Annotated in this window: 14 protein-coding genes; 5 read left to right on the forward strand and 9 right to left on the reverse strand. The window is 69.7% G+C overall.

The genetic code is table 11. The features are described 5' to 3' along the window. Positions 1–45: 45 nt before the first annotated feature. Positions 46–558 carry a thioesterase family protein gene (locus tag KHC24_RS09475; RefSeq protein ID WP_213362958.1) on the forward strand — a complete coding sequence of 171 codons (513 nt, stop codon included), beginning with the start codon at positions 46–48 and terminating at the stop codon, positions 556–558. A gap of 292 nt (positions 559–850) precedes the next feature. Continuing rightward, positions 851–1,066, forward strand: coding sequence for a hypothetical protein (locus tag KHC24_RS09480; RefSeq protein WP_213362959.1), 216 nt, complete (start codon positions 851–853; stop codon positions 1,064–1,066). 36 nt (positions 1,067–1,102) lie between these two features. Here the strand turns inward: KHC24_RS09480 and KHC24_RS09485 are convergent, their stop codons facing one another. The 3 genes from KHC24_RS09485 to KHC24_RS09495 form a co-directional block, all read right to left on the reverse strand. After that, a complete protein-coding gene (locus tag KHC24_RS09485) occupies positions 1,103–2,029 on the reverse strand; it encodes a 50S ribosomal protein L11 methyltransferase (RefSeq protein WP_213362960.1) in 927 nt (308 codons plus the stop codon). Positions 2,030–2,108: 79 nt separating this feature from the next. Further along, on the reverse strand, positions 2,109–4,622 hold the full coding sequence (locus KHC24_RS09490; RefSeq protein ID WP_213362961.1) for an ATP-dependent helicase: 2,514 nt from the start codon (positions 4,620–4,622) through the stop codon (positions 2,109–2,111). Positions 4,623–4,806: 184 nt separating this feature from the next. After that, positions 4,807–5,613, reverse strand: a complete 807-nt coding sequence (locus tag KHC24_RS09495) for an ABC transporter substrate-binding protein (protein ID WP_213362962.1) — start codon at positions 5,611–5,613, stop codon at positions 4,807–4,809. 120 nt (positions 5,614–5,733) lie between these two features. Here KHC24_RS09495 and KHC24_RS09500 point away from each other — a divergent pair, with 120 nt between their 5' ends. The 3 genes from KHC24_RS09500 (at position 5,734) to KHC24_RS09510 (ending at position 8,553) form a co-directional block, all read left to right on the forward strand. Next, a complete protein-coding gene (locus KHC24_RS09500) occupies positions 5,734–6,342 on the forward strand; it encodes a LysE family translocator (RefSeq protein ID WP_246546444.1) in 609 nt (202 codons plus the stop codon). A 35-nt stretch (positions 6,343–6,377) separates the two neighbouring features. Next, complete coding sequence (locus KHC24_RS09505; protein ID WP_213362964.1) at positions 6,378–8,210, forward strand: aminopeptidase P family protein; 1,833 nt, start codon at positions 6,378–6,380, stop codon at positions 8,208–8,210. Positions 8,211–8,400: 190 nt separating this feature from the next. Next, positions 8,401–8,553: a DUF3309 domain-containing protein gene (locus tag KHC24_RS09510; RefSeq protein ID WP_213362965.1), complete on the forward strand. Its 153-nt coding sequence runs from the start codon at positions 8,401–8,403 to the stop codon at positions 8,551–8,553. Positions 8,554–8,837: 284 nt separating this feature from the next. Here KHC24_RS09510 and KHC24_RS09515 read toward each other — a convergent pair whose 3' ends face one another. From KHC24_RS09515 to ftsZ, 6 genes are all read right to left on the reverse strand, one after another. Then, entirely contained in the window at positions 8,838–9,395 is a 558-nt protein-coding gene (locus tag KHC24_RS09515) for a cysteine hydrolase family protein (protein ID WP_213362966.1), read from the reverse strand. A 65-nt stretch (positions 9,396–9,460) separates the two neighbouring features. Beyond that, complete coding sequence (ligA, locus tag KHC24_RS09520) at positions 9,461–11,941, reverse strand: NAD-dependent DNA ligase LigA (RefSeq protein WP_213362967.1); 2,481 nt, start codon at positions 11,939–11,941, stop codon at positions 9,461–9,463. Beyond that, positions 11,938–13,626, reverse strand: a complete 1,689-nt coding sequence (gene recN / locus KHC24_RS09525; protein ID WP_213362968.1) for a DNA repair protein RecN — start codon at positions 13,624–13,626, stop codon at positions 11,938–11,940. The genes ligA and recN overlap by 4 nt, the downstream gene beginning before the upstream one ends. A 134-nt stretch (positions 13,627–13,760) precedes the next feature. After that, positions 13,761–14,639 carry an outer membrane protein assembly factor BamD gene (locus KHC24_RS09530; protein WP_213362969.1) on the reverse strand — a complete coding sequence of 293 codons (879 nt, stop codon included), beginning with the start codon at positions 14,637–14,639 and terminating at the stop codon, positions 13,761–13,763. Between the two features lie 186 nt (positions 14,640–14,825). Next, positions 14,826–15,767 carry a UDP-3-O-acyl-N-acetylglucosamine deacetylase gene (gene lpxC / locus KHC24_RS09535; protein WP_213362970.1) on the reverse strand — a complete coding sequence of 314 codons (942 nt, stop codon included), beginning with the start codon at positions 15,765–15,767 and terminating at the stop codon, positions 14,826–14,828. A 308-nt stretch (positions 15,768–16,075) separates the two neighbouring features. After that, positions 16,076–17,821 (reverse strand): cell division protein FtsZ, encoded by a 1,746-nt coding sequence (ftsZ, locus tag KHC24_RS09540; RefSeq protein WP_213362971.1) that lies wholly within the window; start codon positions 17,819–17,821, stop codon positions 16,076–16,078. Position 17,822 lies beyond the last annotated feature (1 nt).

A 17,822-nucleotide genomic window follows, 5' to 3' on the forward strand; every position in this document is an offset into this window, starting at 1 on the left:
CGTTCATCAAGAATGTCGGCGCTCGATAAAGTCGGGAATGGTGTCATGCTGGACGGGATCGATTTCGAACCCGTATTCTTCGCCCCATTCGTCTCGTCCGTCATGACGGTCGAGCCAGCTTGGGTCGATTACGACGGGCAGCTTAATACCGCATATTACAGCCTTCTGTTCGATCGCGCGGTCGAGGAGGCGGTGTTTCTGGTCGGGCTCGGGCCGCATCTGATGCAGCCCCGCAGCTCCTCCTTCCTCACCGTGGAATCGCATCAGCGCTTCCTGCGCACCTTGCGCGCCGGCCATGAGGTGCGGGTCACCCTGCGCCTCATCAATTACGACGAGAAGCGCATGCACCTGTTCCAGGAGATGCACCATGCCCGCGAGGGCTGGACGGCGGCGACCTGCGAACTGGTGGCGCAGCATGTGGAAACCGGCAACCGCCGGCCCTCGCCCTTCCCGGACGAGGTGCTGGAGCGCCTTGCGCTGATGAAGGCGGCGCACGGTGCCCTGCCGCAGCCCGACGGGCTCGGCCGGCCGGTCAACATGCCCATTCGCCTGTCCTGACGCCGGGTCGGCACAAGCCGGGCCCGGCGAGCAAGGCGGGCTGACGTCGCGTCGAAAGGCGCGGCGACATTGCTTACCTGCAAATCCTTCCCCTGACGGGAACAACGTCAGGGCCCCTGCCGCGAGGCCGGAAAGCCCCTTCGCTCGCCCTTTCTCGCCTTGCGGGGGGAAGCAATAGCCCTTCGGGCCTTGCGATAGTTGCAGGCCAGCCATGAGTTCATGTCGCTTTTTGTGCGGCGCGAAAGGTTTATGTTGCACGGCATAAACCTTAGCTCCCCAATGGAGACAACTCATGGCCGCGTCTTTTGCCATTGCTGCGATTCACACCGATCCCGCCGCCCGCCAGCCGGCTGCCGACGCCCCGTCGCGCGGCGTGTTCGGCCGCCTGCTCGACCGGCTCATCGAGGCCCGCACCCAGCAGGCCCGCATCGAGATCGCCCGCCACGCCCACATGGCGAAGTTCGATCCCCGCCACGTCGCCGCGCTGGAATTGTTCGCCCGCGACTGATCGCGCCGGCCAGGTGCGGCTGGTAGGTCCCGGCGCCTAGCGCCGCGGCCGGCTGCCATCGGCCGTCAGCTCCAGCGTCGTCCAGCCCTCGATGGTGCGGCGGCGCTTGAGATAGAGCCCCTGCGCCCGATAGGCCGCCAGCGCCGCATTGGCGTGCGAGGGCAGCAGCCCCGACAGCACCACCGTGCCGCCCTTCGCCAGCAGCGGCCGCAGCGGCCGGGCGATGCCCTTTAGCGGCGCCAGCAGGATGTTGGCCAGGATCAGGTCATAGGGACCGCCGGCACGGAACTCCCCCGCGCCGAGCCCCGGCGCGTGCAGGAAGCGGATGAACGGCGCCGCATGGTTGGCGCGGGCATTCTCCCGCGCCGTCGCCACCGCCACCCGGTCGATATCGCTCGCCAGCACCGGCGTGCGGAACAGCAGCGCCGCGCCCATGCCCAGCACCCCGGTGCCGGTGCCGACATCCAGCGTCCGGCCCGGTCGCCGGCGCTTGCCGGTGGCGGCGATGGCGGCGAGGCAGCCCTTGGTGGTGCCGTGATGGCCGGTGCCGAAGGCCAGTGCCGCCTCGATCTCGATGCCGATGGTGCTGCCGCCGCCGATCCGGTCGCGGTCATGCGAGCCGTGCACCACGAAGCGGCCGATCGCCACCGGCGCCAGCCCTTCCAGCGAGGCCGCCACCCAATCCTTCTTGTCGAGCGTCGAGAACACCGCCGCCGCCGCCGCTTCCGGCGAGATCAGCGCGATCAGCTCGCGCACCCCCTCTTCGTCCGGCGCCTCGGCGAAATAGGCCTCCACCGCCCAGCCCGAGCCCTCGGCGCGGTCCTCGATCTCGAAGGCCGAGGTCGCCACTTCGGCCGGGTCGAAGCTTTCGCCGAGATATTCGGCGATCACCCGCGCCTGGTGCTCGGGCACATCGACGCGCATCACATGCGACGCGCCGTTGGGCGGAAGTCCTTCGAGCATGGCCGGCCTCACGGGGTGGAAAGGAGTGGGCGCTGTTTACGAAAGCCCGGCGGGAAACGCCAGCGCCCCGGCATCGGGCTCACACCGCCTCGACGTAATTGTCCAGCACCCGCTTCTCGCCGGCCTTGTCGAACTGCACGGTGAGCTTGTTGCCCTCGGCGGCGGCGACCTCGCCATAGCCGAACTTCTGGTGGAACACCCGCGCGCCCACCGCGAAGCGCGACGGCGCCCCGGTCGAGCTCGCCACCAGATGCCCCTCGATGACGCGCCCGCCGGACGCCCCGCCCCGCGACGCGCCGGGGCTGTAGCGCGAGGCGCCCTCCGAGAAGCCGCCGAACTGCCCCTCGCGGCGGCCGCCGGCGGAGTTGTTCTGCGCGTTGGCCTGTGCGTTGGCTTGCGCATGGCTCTGCGCCCGCTGCCAGCCCGGCGTCGAATAGCTCGATCCGAAGGTCTGCGCCTCGTCGAAGCGGCTCGGGCCATAGCCATAGCGGCCGGCGCTGGTGGCGCCGCCCCAGCCATGGCCGCCGCGCGATTCCGTCACTTCCACATGGTTTTCCGGCAATTCGTCGAGGAACCGGCTCGGCACGCTCGATTGCCACATGCCGTGGATGCGCCGGTTGGAGGCGAAGAACACCTTGGCGAAGCGCCGCGCACGGGTGATGCCGACATAGGCCAGCCGCCGCTCCTCCTCCAGCCCGGCGCGTCCCTGCTCGTCGAGCGCGCGCTGGTGCGGGAACAGCCCCTCCTCCCAGCCGGGCAGGAACACCACGTCGAATTCCAGCCCCTTGGCGGAATGCAGCGTCATGATGCTCACCGCGTCGCCGGCACCGGAACCCTCGGCATCCATCACCAGCGAGATGTGCTCGAGAAAGCCGACGAGGTTCTCGAACGGCTCCATGGAGCGCACCAGTTCCTTGAGGTTTTCCAGCCGTCCGGCGGCATCCGCCGAGCGGTCCTTCTGCCACATCTCGGTATAGCCGGATTCATCCAGCACGATCTCGGCGAGCTGGCTCTGCGGCATCGCCGCCATCTGCTCGCGCCAGCGGTCGAAGCTGGCGACGAGGTCGCGCAAGGTCAGCCGCACCTTCGGCTTCAGCTCCTCCGAGCCCACCAGCTGGCGCGCCGCCTCCACCAGCGGCACGCCGACCGCGCGGGCATGGTCGTGGATCTGCCGCAGCGCCGCGTCGCCGAGCCCGCGCTTGGGCACGTTGACGATGCGCTCGAAGGCCAGGTCGTCGGCCGGCGAGGCGATGACGCGCAGATAGGCCAGCGCGTCGCGGATTTCCGCCCGCTCATAGAAGCGCGGGCCGCCGATCACCCGGTAGTTGAGCCCCATGGTGACGAAGCGGTCTTCGAATTCGCGCATCTGGAACGAGGCGCGCACCAGGATCGCCATCTGCGACAGCGCCCTTCCCTGATGTTGCAGCGCCTCGATCTCCTCGCCGATGGCGCGCGCCTCCTCCTGGCTGTCCCAGGCGCCGGTCACCGTCACCTTCTCGCCGCTCTCGCCTTCGGAGAACAGCGTCTTGCCGAGCCGGCCCTCATTATGGGCGATCAGATGCGCGGCGGCGCCGAGGATATGGCCGGTGGAGCGGTAGTTGCGCTCCAGCCGCACCACCTTGGCGCCGGGAAAGTCGCTGTCGAAGCGCAGGATGTTGTCGACCTCGGCGCCGCGCCAGCCATAGATCGACTGGTCGTCGTCGCCGACGCAGCAGACATTGTGCGAGCCCTGCGCCAGCAGCCGCAGCCAGAGATATTGCGCGACGTTGGTATCCTGATACTCGTCGACGAGAATGTAGCGGAAGCGCCGGTGATACTCGGCGAGCACGTCCGGGTTCTCGCGCAAGAGCCGGATGCTCTCCAGCAGCAGGTCGCCGAAATCCACCGCGTTCAGCGCCTTCAGCCGCGCCTGGTAATCGGCATAGAGCTTCTGCCCGCGGCCGTTGGCGAAGGCGGCGCCCTCGCCGGCCGACACCATGTCCGGCGTCAGGCCGCGGTTCTTCCAGCCGTCGATGGTGTTGGCGAGCAGCCGCGCCGGCCAGCGCTTCTCGTCGATCTGCTCGGCCTGCAGCAGCTGCTTCAGCAGCCGGATCTGGTCGTCGGTGTCGAGAATGGTGAAGCCCGACTTCAGCCCCACCAGCTCGGCATGCCGGCGCAGCATGCGCACGCCGATGGAGTGGAAGGTGCCGAGCCACGGCATGCCCTCCACCTGCTCGCCGACCATGGCGCCGATGCGCTCCTTCATCTCCCGCGCCGCCTTGTTGGTGAAGGTCACGGCGAGGATCTGCGACGGGTAGGCGAGGCCGAGCGAAAGGATGTGGACGATGCGGGTGGTCAACACCCGCGTCTTGCCGGTGCCGGCGCCGGCGAGCACCAGCACCGGGCCCTCGGTGGCCTCCACCGCCGCGCGCTGCTCCGGGTTCAGCCCGTCGAGATAGGCCGGCACCCGGCCGGCCGGGCCGGGCGGCTGTGCACCCACGCGGGCGCGCGCGGCGATGCCGCCGGGGCGAGGCGTATGCGCCGGCAGGTCGAAGGGAATGTCGTCGTCAGGTCGGTTCCAGGGGTCGGCCAAGGGCCCGCTCGTTCTCGTCATCTGAGCCGCTTCCGGTCGGGCGACATCGCCCGGCCGCCAGTAAAGCGCGCCCGCCTCAATAAGCCGGCGCCCGCTTCCGCGAAAGTCTTATCGACCTCCACGAAAGCCGCGCCAGCGATTCCTACGAGAACAAAATGGCATCGGCATGCCCGTTTGGCGAGGCCGGGCCGGTCCGGACGCGATCTCAGGGCCGGGGCAGCACCGTGGTCACCGGCGAATCCGGCGGCGGGCGGGAGCCGAACCACTTGCGGTGAATGGCCGCCAGCGTGCCGTTCACCTTGATGGCCGACAGCGCCGCGTCGAGCCGCCCGGTCCATGGCGAGCCCCGCCGCAGCATGATGCCGTAGCGCTCCTCGGTCGGCAGCCGGGCGATGACGGCGAGGTCGCGGCTCTCCAAAAGGGCATAGAGCAGCGCTGGCTCGTCGCCGAAATAGGCCGCGACCTGGCCGCGGCGCAGCAGGGCCAGCGCCTCGTCCATGCTGTCGACATAGCGGATGGAGCGGATCGCGTAGCGGTCCCGGCTCGCCTCCAGCCATTGCGCATTGGTCGAGCTCGGCGTCGTCGCCACCGTCTTGCCGGCCAGGCCCGCGAGGTCGCGGACGCCAGCGGTCTTCAGCACCGCCACCGCCTGCGAGGTGCGGTAATAGGGCTGGGTGAAGTCGAAGCGGGCCAGCCGCGCCGGCGTGATGGTGAGGCTGCTCGCCACCGCGTCGACCTGGCCGGCATCGAGCGCCTCGAACAGCTCGGCGAAGCCCAGCGGCCGCGTCGTCACCTCGACCCCGAGCTCGGTGCCGAGCGCCCGCGCCATGTCGATATCGAAGCCGGCATAGGCGCCGGACGGCTCCCTGAACTCCCACGGCCGGTTGTCGTGATGCACGCCGACATTCAACTGGGCAGAGACCGGCGCGGAGGCCGCCAGCAACGCCGGCAGCACGCCCAGTACGGCGCCGAGGGCGATCAGCGCCAGCCGGCGACGGGCCGTCCGGATCATTGGGGGAAGCTCCATTTGCCGGGCGGTCAGATTGACGTACCAAGGGATCGGGCCGATGCTGGCGCAATCTTCCCCCTTCGTCCAGCCGGTTCCCCGAACATGTCGTACGGACTCTTTACGATGACCGCGCTGGCCGGCGCGCTATACGTGCTGATGCCCGGCCCGGCCTTCCTGGCGTTGTTCTCGCTCGCCGCCACGCAGGGGCGCGGCGCCGGGGTGCGCTTCGTCAGCGGCCATCTGGTCGGCGACCTGTTCTGGGGCACGCTCGCCTTTGCCGCCATCATCGGCGTCAACCAGCTCGGCCCGACGCTGTTCGATCTGCTCGGCATCGTCTGCGGCCTTTATCTGTGCTGGCTCGGGGTCAAGGCGCTGACCTCGGAGGGCAGCGCCGGCGGCCCCATCGGTGCCGGCCGGCCGCTGATCACCGGGGTGCTGTTCGGCCTCACCAATCCCAAGGCCTATCCGGTGTCGGTGGCCATGTACACGGCGCTGACCGCCAGCTACGCCACCTCGCTCGCCTGGAGCGACGCACCCGTCCTGATGGCGGCCGCCTTTATCGGCTTCATCGCCGCCGATATCATCCTGGTCTGGGCCGCCGGCCTCGCCCCGGTGCGGCGGGTGTTCCTGCGCCACGGCACCCTCATCACCCGCCTGGTCGGGGTGATGTTCATCGCCTTCGGCGCCAAGTCGCTGTGGGATGCCGGCCGGGCGATGCATAGTCGCGCCTGACGCACGGCCGCCTGATTTTCTCGAGAGTGCATTTCATGTTTGAAGCCAAGTTCCAGTCCTTCGCCGATTCCGCCGCTCCCGAGCGCGGCACCGCCCACCTCGCGCTGCTGCGCGCCGAGCTCGACCGGCGCGGCCTGGACGGCTTCGTCGTCCCGCGCGCCGATGCGCACCAGAACGAATATGTGCCGCCCTGCGACGAGCGCCTCGCCTGGCTGACCGGCTTCACCGGCTCGGCCGGCATCGCCCTGGTGTTGCGCGGCGAGGCCGCCCTCGTCGTCGACGGGCGCTACACCATCCAGGCGGCCGCCCAGACCGATCCGGCCGCCTACACCGTGGTGCAACTGGCGCACCAGAGCGCCGAAGCCTGGCTCGCCGCACATCTGCCCGCCGGCGCCCGGCTCGGCTACGATCCGTGGCTGATCACCGTCGATACGCTCGACCGGCTGCGCAAGGCGGTGGCCAGCGCCGACGCGGTGCTGGTGGCGGTCGACGGCAATCCCATCGACGCGGTGTGGGCCGACCGTCCCGCCGCCCCGGTGGCGCCGGTCACCCTGCGCGATCCGGCGCTGGCCGGCGAGACCACCGAATCGAAGCTCGCCCGCATCCGCGACAAGCTGGCGGCGGAAAAGCTCGACGCCGTCGTGCTCTCCGATCCGCACGGCGTCGCCTGGACCTTCAACATCCGCGGCGGCGACGTCTCCTTCACGCCGCTGCCGCTCGCCTGGGCGGTGGTGCCGCGCGAGGGCCGCCCGACGCTGTTCGTCGATGCCCGCAAGCTCTCCAACGCGGTGCGCGACGCCCTCGCCGCCCATGCCGAGATCGCCGAGCCGGTGATGCTGGAGCGTGCCCTCGATCTGGTCGCCACCGGCAATGCGCTGATCCGCCTCGACCAGGCGACCGCCCCGGCCCTCCTCGCCTCCCGCATCGAGGCGGCCGGCGGGCGCGTCTCGCGCGGGGCGAGCCCGGTGGCGTTGATGCAGGCGGCCAAGAACGACGCCGAACTCGCCGGCATGCGCGCCGCGCATCTGCGCGACGGCGCCGCGCTGGTACGCTTCCTCGCCTGGTTCGATGCCGAGGCGCCCAAAGGCGAGCTCACCGAGATCGATTGCGTGGCCGCTTTGGAGAGCTTTCGCCGCGATACCGGGCTCTTGAAGGACCTGTCCTTCCCCTCGATCGCCGGCGCCGGCCCCAATGGCGCGCTGCCGCATTACCGGGTCAGCGAGGCCAGCAACCGCCAGCTCAACCCCGGCGAATTGTTCGTCATCGATTCCGGCGCCCAGTACGAGGACGGCACCACCGACGTCACCCGCACGCTCCCCGTCGGCGAGCCCAGCGACGAGATGCGCGACCGCTACACCCGCGTGCTCAAGGGCCACATCGCGGTGGCCCGCGCGGTGTTCCCGCAGGGCACGTCCGGCGCCCAGCTTGATCCCTTCGCCCGCCAGTTCCTGTGGGCGGCCGGGCTGGATTTCGATCACGGCACCGGCCACGGCGTCGGCGCCTATCTTTCGGTGCATGAGGGGCCGGCGCGCATCTCCAAGCTCGGCACCGTGCCGCTGGAGGCCGGCATGGTGCTGTCCGACGAGCCCGGCTTCTACAAGGAGGGCGGCTTCGGCATCCGGCTGGAAAACCTCATCGTGGTGCAGCCCGAGCCGACCCCGCCCGGCGGCGAGCGCACCCTCTACAGCTTCGAGACCATCACCTTCGCACCCTTCGACCGGCGGGTGATCGACCCGGTGCTGCTCACCGACGAGGAGATCGCCTGGCTCGACGACTACCACGCCAAGGTGCGCGAGCTGATCGGCCCACTCGTCGACGGCCCGGCCGCCGACTGGCTCATCGAGGCCACCGCGCCGCTGCGGGGCTGACGCCGGCTCCCGCTTCGACCGGCCTCCCTTCTGGCCGGGGCTACCGCGTCTCCGCCCCGGCCGCCGCCGCGTCCTTATCTATCCCGGCGCTCGTTTATCGAAGAGTGTCGCGACGGTTCAATGGAACCATCGCAGGTGGCCGGCGTTCTCCTCGCAACCCAAGTCTACGGGACGCGATGGAGACGCCACCATGACCACTATTCTTCTGATCATCCTGATCCTCATTCTGGTCGGGGCGCTGCCGAGCTGGGGATACAGCCGCAGTTGGGGCTATGGCCCGAGCGGAATTGTCACCATTCTTCTGGTTATTCTGATTGTGATGATGCTGACTGGCCGCGTGTAATCGCGCCGCGACGGCGGCCTTGCCCGGCAGTGTAAATCCGTCTCGCAAGGCCAGTCACGAGAAGCTGGGGTGTTCTACAGGGTCATACCTTTCCACAAAGGCCTTGCCCTGCGGAACGCTCCAAAGAAGGGCCGTCGCGTCTCCCCCCGCGGCGGCCCTTGCCTTTTGGCGCCGGGATGCCGCGCCGCCGGCCTTACCTGTCCGGTGCCTCGGCGTCACATGCCAGCCTCGCGCCCGCCGCGCTTGCGCACCCGGCCTGACACGCTCAACCAAAAACGCCCAGCCTACACGCCCCAGTCTTCAGCGATTTCGCTGCCGTTCTTCATGCCGGCGCCGGCAAATTCCAGTGCCGCCATCAGGGCCGCCTGCACGCTGGCCGCCGGCACCTCGGTGCCGCCGAAGCCGAGGTCGCGCGTCGCCGTGGCGTCATGCGCCACCGTGACCTCATAGCCGAGATCGAGCGCCGCCCGCGTCGCCGCATCCACGCACATATGGCTCATCGCCCCGACGATGACGAGCCGGCTGGCGCCCTGCCCCTTCAGCGTCGCATCGAGCCCAGTATCGAGAAAGGCATTGACGTTCTGCTTCACCACCACCGGCTCGCCCTCCTGCGGGCTGACCGTGGGATTGATCTGCGCCCCGGTGGTGCCGTAGCCGAAGAACCCGGCCTCCGGCGAGGGATCCTCGTGCCGGACATGCACGATGCCGAGCCCCTTGCGGCGCGCCGCCTCCAGCAGGCGGGCCGCCTCGACGGCCGCCTCCTCCATGCCGACCAGCGGATATTTGCCGCCGGGAAAATAGTCGTTCTGGATGTCGATCAGCAGCAGCGCGGTATCGGCCATGACAGGCTCCTCAGCGGGCGTGATGAATCTCTATGTCATGGCGGGCGATGGCTCGGGCCGGCGGCTCAGCCGCCGCCCGCCAGCGCCAGCCATTCGTCCTCGGTCAGCACGGCGACACCCAGTTCGCGCGCCTTGGCGAGCTTGGAGCCGGCGTCGGCGCCGGCCACGACGTAATCGGTCTTCCTCGACACCGAACCGGCGACCTTGGCGCCCAGCCGCTCGGCCATCGCCTTGGCCTCGTCGCGGGTCAGCTTTTCCAGCGCGCCGGTGAACACCACCGTCTTGCCGGAAACCGCGCCGGAAGCCGCCGCCGGCGCCTCGGCCGGCGCCTCGGCCGGCGTCACCCGGATTTCCGCCAGCAATTGGTCGAGCAGGCTCTGATTATGCGCCTCGGCGTAGAACTCGCAGAGCGAGGTCGCCGCCACCTCGCCGACATCCGGCACGCCGGCAAGGTCGAGGAAGGCCTCACCCGGCATCTGCCGGCGCGCCTCGGCCAGCGCCGCGAGAACCTCGGCGTCGGTGCCGTAGGCCGCGCGCACCGCCACGCGCTGCGGGGCATTCAGCCGCGCGCGGGCGATCACGTCGCGCAGCGTCGCCTCGGCGTTCGCCCCCAGATCGATCCCGCTCGGGTCGATCCCGTCCATCGCCTCGGCCAGCGCCTCGGCCTTTATCTTGCCGACCGAGCGCAGGCCGAGCAGCTTCATCCATGCTTCGCCCGGAACCGCCGGCGCGGCGGCCTCCAGCGCCGCGCGCAGCGCCTCGATGCTGCGATAGGTCCGCGCCAGCGCCTTGGCCGTCACCTCGCCGACATGGCGGATGCCGAGCCCGTAGACGAAACGCGCCAGCGGCACCTCGCGGCGCTCGTCGATGGAGGCGAACAGCTTATCGATGCCGAGGAACTGCCGCTCCTCCTCGGTCAGCACCTTCTTGCGCGCCTGCCCGGTCTCGATCTCGCGCAGGCGGGCGCGCTCCTCGCGCTGGGCGAGGAAGGCCTTGCGCACCTCCTCGCCGCGCCGGTGCAGCCGGAAGATGTCGGCCGGCGTGCGCAGCAGCCCGGCCTCGAACAGCATCTGCACGTTCTCGTCGCCGAGCCCCTCGATATCGAGGGCGTCGCGGGCGACGAAGTGGCGGATGCGCTCCACCGCCTGCGCCGGGCAGATCAGGCCGCCGGTGCAGCGGCGCACCGATTCGCCCTCGTCCCGCACCGCGTGCGAGCCGCAGGCCGGGCAGACATGCGGGAACACGTAGCGCGCCGCGTCCGCCGGCCGGCGCTCCAGCACCACGTCCACCACTTGCGGGATGACATCGCCGGCCCGCTGGATGGTGACGAAATCGCCGATGCGGATGTCGATCGGCCGGCCGTCGACGGTACCGCGGATCGGCGCGCCGTCGCCGCCAATGCCGGCAATGTAATCCTCATTGTGCAGCGAGGCGTTCGACACCACCACGCCGCCCACCGTGATCGGGGCGAGCTTGGCGACCGGGGTCAGCGCGCCGGTGCGCCCGACCTGGATCTCGATGCCGATGAGCTGCGTCACCGCCCGCTGCGCCGGGAATTTGTGCGCGATGGCCCAGCGCGGCGAGCGCGAGATGAAGCCGAGCTCGCTCTGGTAATCTAGCCGGTCCACCTTGTAGACGACGCCGTCAATGTCGTAGCCGAGCTCGGCCCGCCGCTCGCCGATCATGCGGTAATGGGCGAGCAGCGCGGCGGCCGAATGGCAGCGCACGGTCAGCTCGTTGGTCGGCAGGCCCCAGCGCGCGAACGCCTCGATGACACCGGACTGGGAGGCCGCCGGCAGCCCGCCCGGGCTCACCTCGCCCCAGGCATAGGCGAAGAAGCGCAGCGGCCGCGAGGCGGTGATCTTCGGATCGAGCTGGCGCAAGCTGCCGGCCGCGGCGTTGCGCGGATTGGCGAAGACCGGCTTGCCGGCCTCCTGCTGGCGCCCGTTCAGCGCCGCGAAGTCGGCATGACCCATATAGACCTCGCCGCGCACCTCGAACACCTCGGGGATCATCTCGCCGGCGAGCCGCTCGGGAATGTCGGCAATCGTCCGCACATTGGCGGTGACGTCCTCGCCCTCGAAGCCGTCGCCGCGGGTGGCGGCGCTGACCAGCACGCCCTTCTCGTAGCGCAGCGAGCACGACAGGCCGTCGATCTTCGGCTCGGCGGTGAAGACGAGATCGGCATCGGCAGCGAGGCCGAGGAAGCGGCGGATGCGCGCCACGAACTCCTCCACCTCCTCGTCGGCGAAGGCGTTGCCGAGCGACAGCATCGGCACCGCGTGGCGGATCTTGGCGAACTTCGCCGCCGGCGCCGCCCCGACCTTCTCCGAGAGACTGTCGATACCGCGCAATTCCGGGAACGCCGCCTCGATCGCCTCGTAGCGGCGGCGCAGCGCGTCGTAATCCGCATCGGAGACGGTCGGCGCGTCGTCCTGATAATAGCGCCGGTCGTGGCCGGCGATCTCCTCGCCGAGCCGGGCGTGTTCCTTGGCCGCCTCGTCGGCGGTCAGCTTCTCGATGTCGATGTCGGCATACGGGTTCATGCGGGCGATTTAGCGGATTCGGCGCCCTTGAGCAGCCTGTCGGCGGCGGCGCGGGCCTCGGCGGTGATCTCGGCGCCCGACAGCATGCGGGCGATCTCCTCGCGGCGATGGTCGGGGGCCAGCGGCGCGACATGGGTGGCGACGCGGTCGCGCTCGGCGGTCATCTCCTTGGCGATGCGGTAATGGTTGCCCGCCCGCGCCGCCACCTGCGGCGCATGGGTTACGGCGATCACCTGCGCGCGGGCGCCGAGCCGAGCCAGCCGGGCGCCGATGGCATCCGCCACCGCCCCGCCCACCCCGGTATCGATCTCGTCGAACACCAGCGTCGGCGCCGAGCCCTTGTCGGCCAGCACCACCTTGAGCGCCAGCAGGAAGCGGGCGAGCTCGCCGCCGGAGGCGACCTTCATCATCGGGCCGGGGCGGGTGCCGGGATTGGTGCGCACCCAGAACTCGATCCGGTCGTAGCCGTCAGCCTGGCCGTAGCCCTCATCGGTCTGGATATCGGTGGTGAATTGCGCCCGTTCGAGCTTGAGCGGCGGCAGCTCGGCATTCACCGCGGCATCGAGCGCCGCACCGGCACGGTGGCGGCGTTCGGAGAGGTCGCGGGCGGCGGCGCGATAGGCCGCCTCCGCCTCGGCGGCGCGGGCCTGCAGCACCGCCAGCGCCCGCCCGCCATTGTCGAGCGCCTCCAGCTTGCCGACGAAGCGCGCGGCGGTCTGCGGCAGGTCGTCGACGCGGCAGCTATATTTGCGGCCGGCGGCGCGCAGGGCGAACAGCCGCTCCTCGATCCGCTCCAGCTCGCGCGGGTCGAAATCCGCGGCGCTGAGAGCCGCTTCCAGCAGCGTGCGCGCCAGCTCCAGCGCGCCCAGCGCCTCGTCGATGGCCTCCACTGCCGGGCGCACCAGCGCCTCCGCCTCCCCCGCCCGCCGCTCCAGCCGGCGCACGGCGGCGGCCAGCGCCGGCACCGGCGAGCCGTGCCCGCCGACCGCCTCATGCGCCTCGCCGAGATCGGCGGCGATCTTCTGGTAACGCATCATCTCCGAGCGGCGGGTGGCGAGCCGCTCCTCCTCGCCGACCTCGGCGCCCAGCGCGGCAAGCTCTTCCGCCGCGTGGCGCAGGAAATCGGCCTCGCGGGCCGCCTCGTCGAGCCGCGCCTGCTCGGCGCCGAGTTCCTCGGTCAGCGCCCGCCAGCGCCGCCACAGCGCCCCGACTTCCGCGGCGGGCACCGCGAGCCCGCCAAAGGCGTCGAGCAGCACGCGATGCGACGAGGTGTCCACCAGCGCCCGGTCGGCGTGCTGGCCATGGATCTCGACCAGCGCGGCGCCGATCGAGCGCAACATCTGCGCGCTCACCGACTGGTCGTTGACGAAGGCGCGGGTGCGCCCGTCGCCATGCTGGATGCGACGCAGCACCAGCGCGCCGTCATCGGCGATGCCGGCCTCCGCCAGCAGCGCCCGCACCGGATGATCGAGGGCGAGGTCGAATTCCGCCGTCACCTGCCCCTGGCCGGCGCCGTGGCGCACCAGCGAGCCGTCGCCGCGCCCGCCGAGCGCCAAAGTGAAGGCGTCGAGCAGGATCGACTTGCCGGCACCGGTCTCTCCGGTCAGCACGGTCAGGCCCGGCTCGAAGGCGAGATCGAGCCGCTCGATAAGGACGATGTCCCTGATCGCCAGGGCAGCGAGCATGCGTCAGCTCCGAAGCGAATCCAGCCGGCGAAGCAGGTTCGCCGACGCAAGGCAGGTTCTAGAGCATTTTCGCGTTGTGTTCACGTCGCACGGCGAGAAATCGCCGCTGGTCGACCGGCGCGCCGGTCGGCGCGTCAGGAGCCGAGCTTGAAACCCTGGAACGCCTTGGCGATCCAGGACTGCTCGTTCATCTTCGGGTTGACGCCGCGCGATTCCACCAGCTTGTAGGCGTCCTTGTACCAGCTGCTTTCCGGGAAATTATAGCCCAGCACCGCCGCCGAGGTCTGCGCTTCGTTGACCACGCCGAGCGCCATATAGGCCTCGGTCAGGCGGTAGAGCGCCTCCTCGGCATGGCGGGTGGTCTGGTATCGAGTCACCACCACCTTGAAGCGGTTGATGGCGCCGGCATAGTTGCGCTGATCGAGATAATAGCGCCCGATCATCATCTCCTTGCCGGCGAGCTGGTCGCGGGCGACCTCGAGCTTCTTCTTGGCGCTGACCGCATATTCCGTGTCGGGATATTTGCGGACCACCTCGTCGAGGGCGTCCATGGCCCGCTGGGTGCGGGTCTGGTCGCGGGAGATGTCGGGGATCAGGTCGAAATTCGCCGCCGCGACCAGATATTGCGCATAGGCGGCGTCCGGCGAGCCGGGATGCAAGGCGAGGTAGCGCTTGGCGGCGCCGATGCACTCGTCATACTTGCCCAGCGAGTAGTTGATATAGGCGGTCATGAGCATCGACTTGCGTGCCCATTCCGAATAGGGGTGCTGGCGGTCTACGTCCTCGAAGCGCGTCAGCGCCCCGGAGTAGTCCTCCTTCTGCATGAGGGTCAGGGCCTCATTGTAGCGCTGCTCGGCCGGCACGTCGGGCACGACCAGCTCTTCTTCCTTGGTGTCGAACAGATTGGCGCAGCCGGCCATCGGGAGGGCGGCGAAGGCCAGCGCGAACAGGCCGGCGACACGAGCGGTTCGCGGCGCCGGCACGTTGCGACCGGCGAGATGGAGAAGACGCATCACAGCTTTCGATCCCGATCCGGAGCCACCGCTCCCTGCCGCGGCTCCTGCCCGGCACAAAAGTCCTTGGTTAGCCGCTAGCGCCGCTTTCCGACCGGATTATGGCGGCTGGGATGCCGAAGCCCCGCAAAGCCGCTCCGGCGGCGTGGCGTCACCGACAATCGCCGGATGCGCCGTTGGTAAAACTCAGAGTTCCGGCGCGTGGGCCGGCACCGCCACCGCGATGCCGAGACCGGCCGTGCCGCGCAGGGCACGACGGCTGGGCAGCCGGGCTTCGACGATCTCATAGGCCGAACGATCGGCCAGCAGCGCGTCGACCACCGCGAAATTCAGCTTGTGGCCGCCGCGATAGGAACGGTAGCGCCCCAGCAGCGGCAGGCCGCCAAGGGCGAGATCGCCGACCGCGTCGAGCGCCTTGTGGCGGACGAACTCGTCGGACCAGCGCAGCCCGCCCTCGTTCACCACGCCGTCCTCGCTGACGCAGATGGTGTTCTCCAGCGAAGCGCCGAGCGCATAGCCGGCCTCCCAGAGGCGGTTCACATCGCTGAGGAAGCCGAAGGTGCGGGCCGGCGCCAGATCGCGGCGGAACACTTCCGGCGACACGGTGGCGGCATAGCGCTGGCGGCCGATGGCGGCGTGGGCGAAATCGATCTCGACCTCGAGCCGGAAGCCCATATCATAGGGGGACAGCTCGCCGAAGCCGGTCTCGGTCTCGACCCGGATGGTCTTCAGCACCTTGAGGTAGCGGCGGGCGCTGCCGGTCTCGACGATGCCGACCTCGTCGATGGCGGTGACGAATTCATCGGCGCTGCCATCGAGGATCGGCACTTCCGGCCCATCGATCTCGACGCGAGCATTGTCGATGCCGAGGCCGGCGAAGCAGGCGAGCAGATGCTCGACGGTGGAGACCGCCGGGCCGCTCTCGTCGCGCAGCACGGTGGCGAGGTCGCTACCACGCACCGCGTCGCGGCAGGCGCGCACGGAGCGGGAGGCGTCGGAACGCAGGAAAACGATGCCGGTATCGGCCGGGGCGGGAGCAACCGTCATACGCGCTGCCTTGCCGGAATGAACGCCAACGCCGCTGAAGGCGACGCTGTCGGCAAGAGTGGTCTGACTTACTGCGTTCATTCCGTCATCCCAGGAACACGCCGAAGACGGCGAAATTCCCCCTTAAGATCCCGATACAGTCACAATCGGCCACCAAGGTTCGGTGGAGACGCGAATCCCCTGGCGGCACTGTCTGACTGCACGATAGTCAGCGGCTACCTGCGTGCCAAATCACGCTTGCTTACCGTCTGTTACCGTCCTGCAATACACCCTGCATGGCAAATAAAGCCTTAAAAACAAAAGCGAACGCCCGGACCTTCCGGTCCGGGCGCTGCATTGCGTTACGACGTGGATAACAGATCGTTACCGGGATCTCGTTACCGCCTGCCTCAGCCCTGGCGGCGCAGGAAGGCGGGAATGTCGAGATGGTCGTCCTCGGCCGGGCGAGCCGCCTGCGGACGGCCATGGGCGTCCACCGGACGCTGGGCCGGGCGCTTGGCGAATTCCGACGATTCGGGGCGACGCTCGGCGAGCGGGCGCTCCTCGGCATAGCCCTGCTGCTGCGGCGCGCGGCGCACCACCGGACGCATCTCCGCCGGCGGATCGACTTCCTCCTCCTCGTCGCGGCGGCCGAGGCCGACATGGGCGAGGCGCTGCAGCAGCGTCATCCGCTTCTTCTCGGCATGCTGCTGCTCGGTCGGCTCGCCGCGGGCGGCGCGGATCTGGTTCTGCGCCGGCACCGGCAGTTCCTCGACGCGCGGCATGCGCGGCGCGCGCTGCTCGGGACGCTCGGCCTGCGGCGGGATGAACGGCTCGATCGCCTCGTCCTGGTAGTCATACGCCCCGGCCTGCGTCGGCTGCGGCTCGACATAGAGCTGCGGCTTGGGCGGCAGCTGGCGGATGGTGACGTCGTCGATGGCCGCGGCCGGCATCGGCGCCTGCTGGGCATAGCCGGTGTCGGCATAGACGTGCTCGCCGGCGCTGGGCGCGGCGAAGGTCGGCTCATAAGCCTGCTGGTGCATGCTGGGCTCTTCGCTCAGCGCCGAGGCGACCGAGCGCAGGGCGGCATCGCGGCGGGCCTCGACGGCGGCGCGGCCGGCATTGGACATGCGGCGCCCGCCAATGTCGGCGAGGTTGGACAGGCTGTGCGGGATCTGCTCCGGGATCACCGCCGGATCGATGCCGGTGGCGACGACCGACACCCGGATGATGCCTTCCAGCGTCTCGTCGAAGGTGGCGCCGAGGATGATGTTGGCGTCCGGGTCGACTTCCTCGCGGATGCGGGTCGCCGCCTCGTCCACCTCGAACAGGGTGAGGTCGCGGCCGCCGGTGATCGAGATCAGCAGGCCGCGGGCGCCGCGCATCGACACCTCGTCGAGCAGCGGGTTGGCGATGGCGGCCTCGGCGGCGTGCAAGGCGCGCTTCTCGCCCGAGGCCTCGCCGGTGCCCATCATCGCCTTGCCCATCTCGCGCATCACCGCGCGGACGTCGGCGAAGTCGAGGTTGATCAGGCCTTCCTTCACCATCAGGTCGGTGATGCAGGCGACGCCGGAATACAGCACCTGGTCGGCCATGGCGAAGGCGTCGGCGAAGGTGGTCTTCTCGTTCGCCACCCGGAACAGGTTCTGGTTCGGGATGATGATGAGGGTGTCGACGCTCTTCTGCAGCTCGGCGATGCCCATCTCGCCGATGCGCATGCGGCGCTGGCCTTCGAAGTGGAACGGCTTGGTCACCACGCCGACGGTGAGGATGCCGAGCTCGCGGGCGGCGCGGGCGATCACCGGGGCGGCGCCGGTGCCGGTGCCGCCGCCCATGCCGGCGGTGATGAACGCCATGTGGGCGCCGGCGAGATGGTCGCGGATCTCGTCGAGCGCCTCTTCGGCGGCGGCGCGGCCGACTTCCGGCTGCGAGCCGGCGCCGAGGCCCTCGGTGACGGCGACGCCCATCTGCACGATGCGCTCGGCCTTGGACAGCGCCAGCGCCTGCGCATCGGTATTGGCCACCACGAAGTCCACGCCCGACAGGCCCGCCGTGATCATGTTGTTCACGGCGTTGCCGCCGGCGCCGCCGACGCCGAACACGGTGATGCGGGGGCGCAGCTCGCGAATATCAGGCACCTGGAGGTTGATGGTCATT

This window comes from Ancylobacter defluvii (genome assembly GCF_018390605.1).
Taxonomy (GTDB): Bacteria; Pseudomonadota; Alphaproteobacteria; order Rhizobiales; family Xanthobacteraceae; genus Ancylobacter; species Ancylobacter defluvii.

Bases quoted from the DNA above. Each gene is read 5' to 3' on its own strand.
- KHC24_RS09475 (WP_213362958.1), top strand. From the start codon at position 46: ATGCTGGACGGGATCGATTTCGAACCCGTATTCTTCGCCCCATTCGTC.
- KHC24_RS09480 (WP_213362959.1), top strand. From the start codon at position 851: ATGGCCGCGTCTTTTGCCATTGCTGCGATTCACACCGATCCCGCCGCC.
- KHC24_RS09485 (WP_213362960.1), bottom strand. From the start codon at position 2,029: ATGCTCGAAGGACTTCCGCCCAACGGCGCGTCGCATGTGATGCGCGTC.
- KHC24_RS09490 (WP_213362961.1), bottom strand. From the start codon at position 4,622: ATGACGAGAACGAGCGGGCCCTTGGCCGACCCCTGGAACCGACCTGAC.
- KHC24_RS09495 (WP_213362962.1), bottom strand. From the start codon at position 5,613: ATGATCCGGACGGCCCGTCGCCGGCTGGCGCTGATCGCCCTCGGCGCC.
- KHC24_RS09500 (WP_246546444.1), top strand. From the start codon at position 5,734: ATGACCGCGCTGGCCGGCGCGCTATACGTGCTGATGCCCGGCCCGGCC.
- KHC24_RS09505 (WP_213362964.1), top strand. From the start codon at position 6,378: ATGTTTGAAGCCAAGTTCCAGTCCTTCGCCGATTCCGCCGCTCCCGAG.
- KHC24_RS09510 (WP_213362965.1), top strand. From the start codon at position 8,401: ATGACCACTATTCTTCTGATCATCCTGATCCTCATTCTGGTCGGGGCG.
- KHC24_RS09515 (WP_213362966.1), bottom strand. From the start codon at position 9,395: ATGGCCGATACCGCGCTGCTGCTGATCGACATCCAGAACGACTATTTT.
- ligA (WP_213362967.1), bottom strand. From the start codon at position 11,941: ATGAACCCGTATGCCGACATCGACATCGAGAAGCTGACCGCCGACGAG.
- recN (WP_213362968.1), bottom strand. From the start codon at position 13,626: ATGCTCGCTGCCCTGGCGATCAGGGACATCGTCCTTATCGAGCGGCTC.
- KHC24_RS09530 (WP_213362969.1), bottom strand. From the start codon at position 14,639: ATGCGTCTTCTCCATCTCGCCGGTCGCAACGTGCCGGCGCCGCGAACC.
- lpxC (WP_213362970.1), bottom strand. From the start codon at position 15,767: ATGAACGCAGTAAGTCAGACCACTCTTGCCGACAGCGTCGCCTTCAGC.
- ftsZ (WP_213362971.1), bottom strand. From the start codon at position 17,821: ATGACCATCAACCTCCAGGTGCCTGATATTCGCGAGCTGCGCCCCCGC.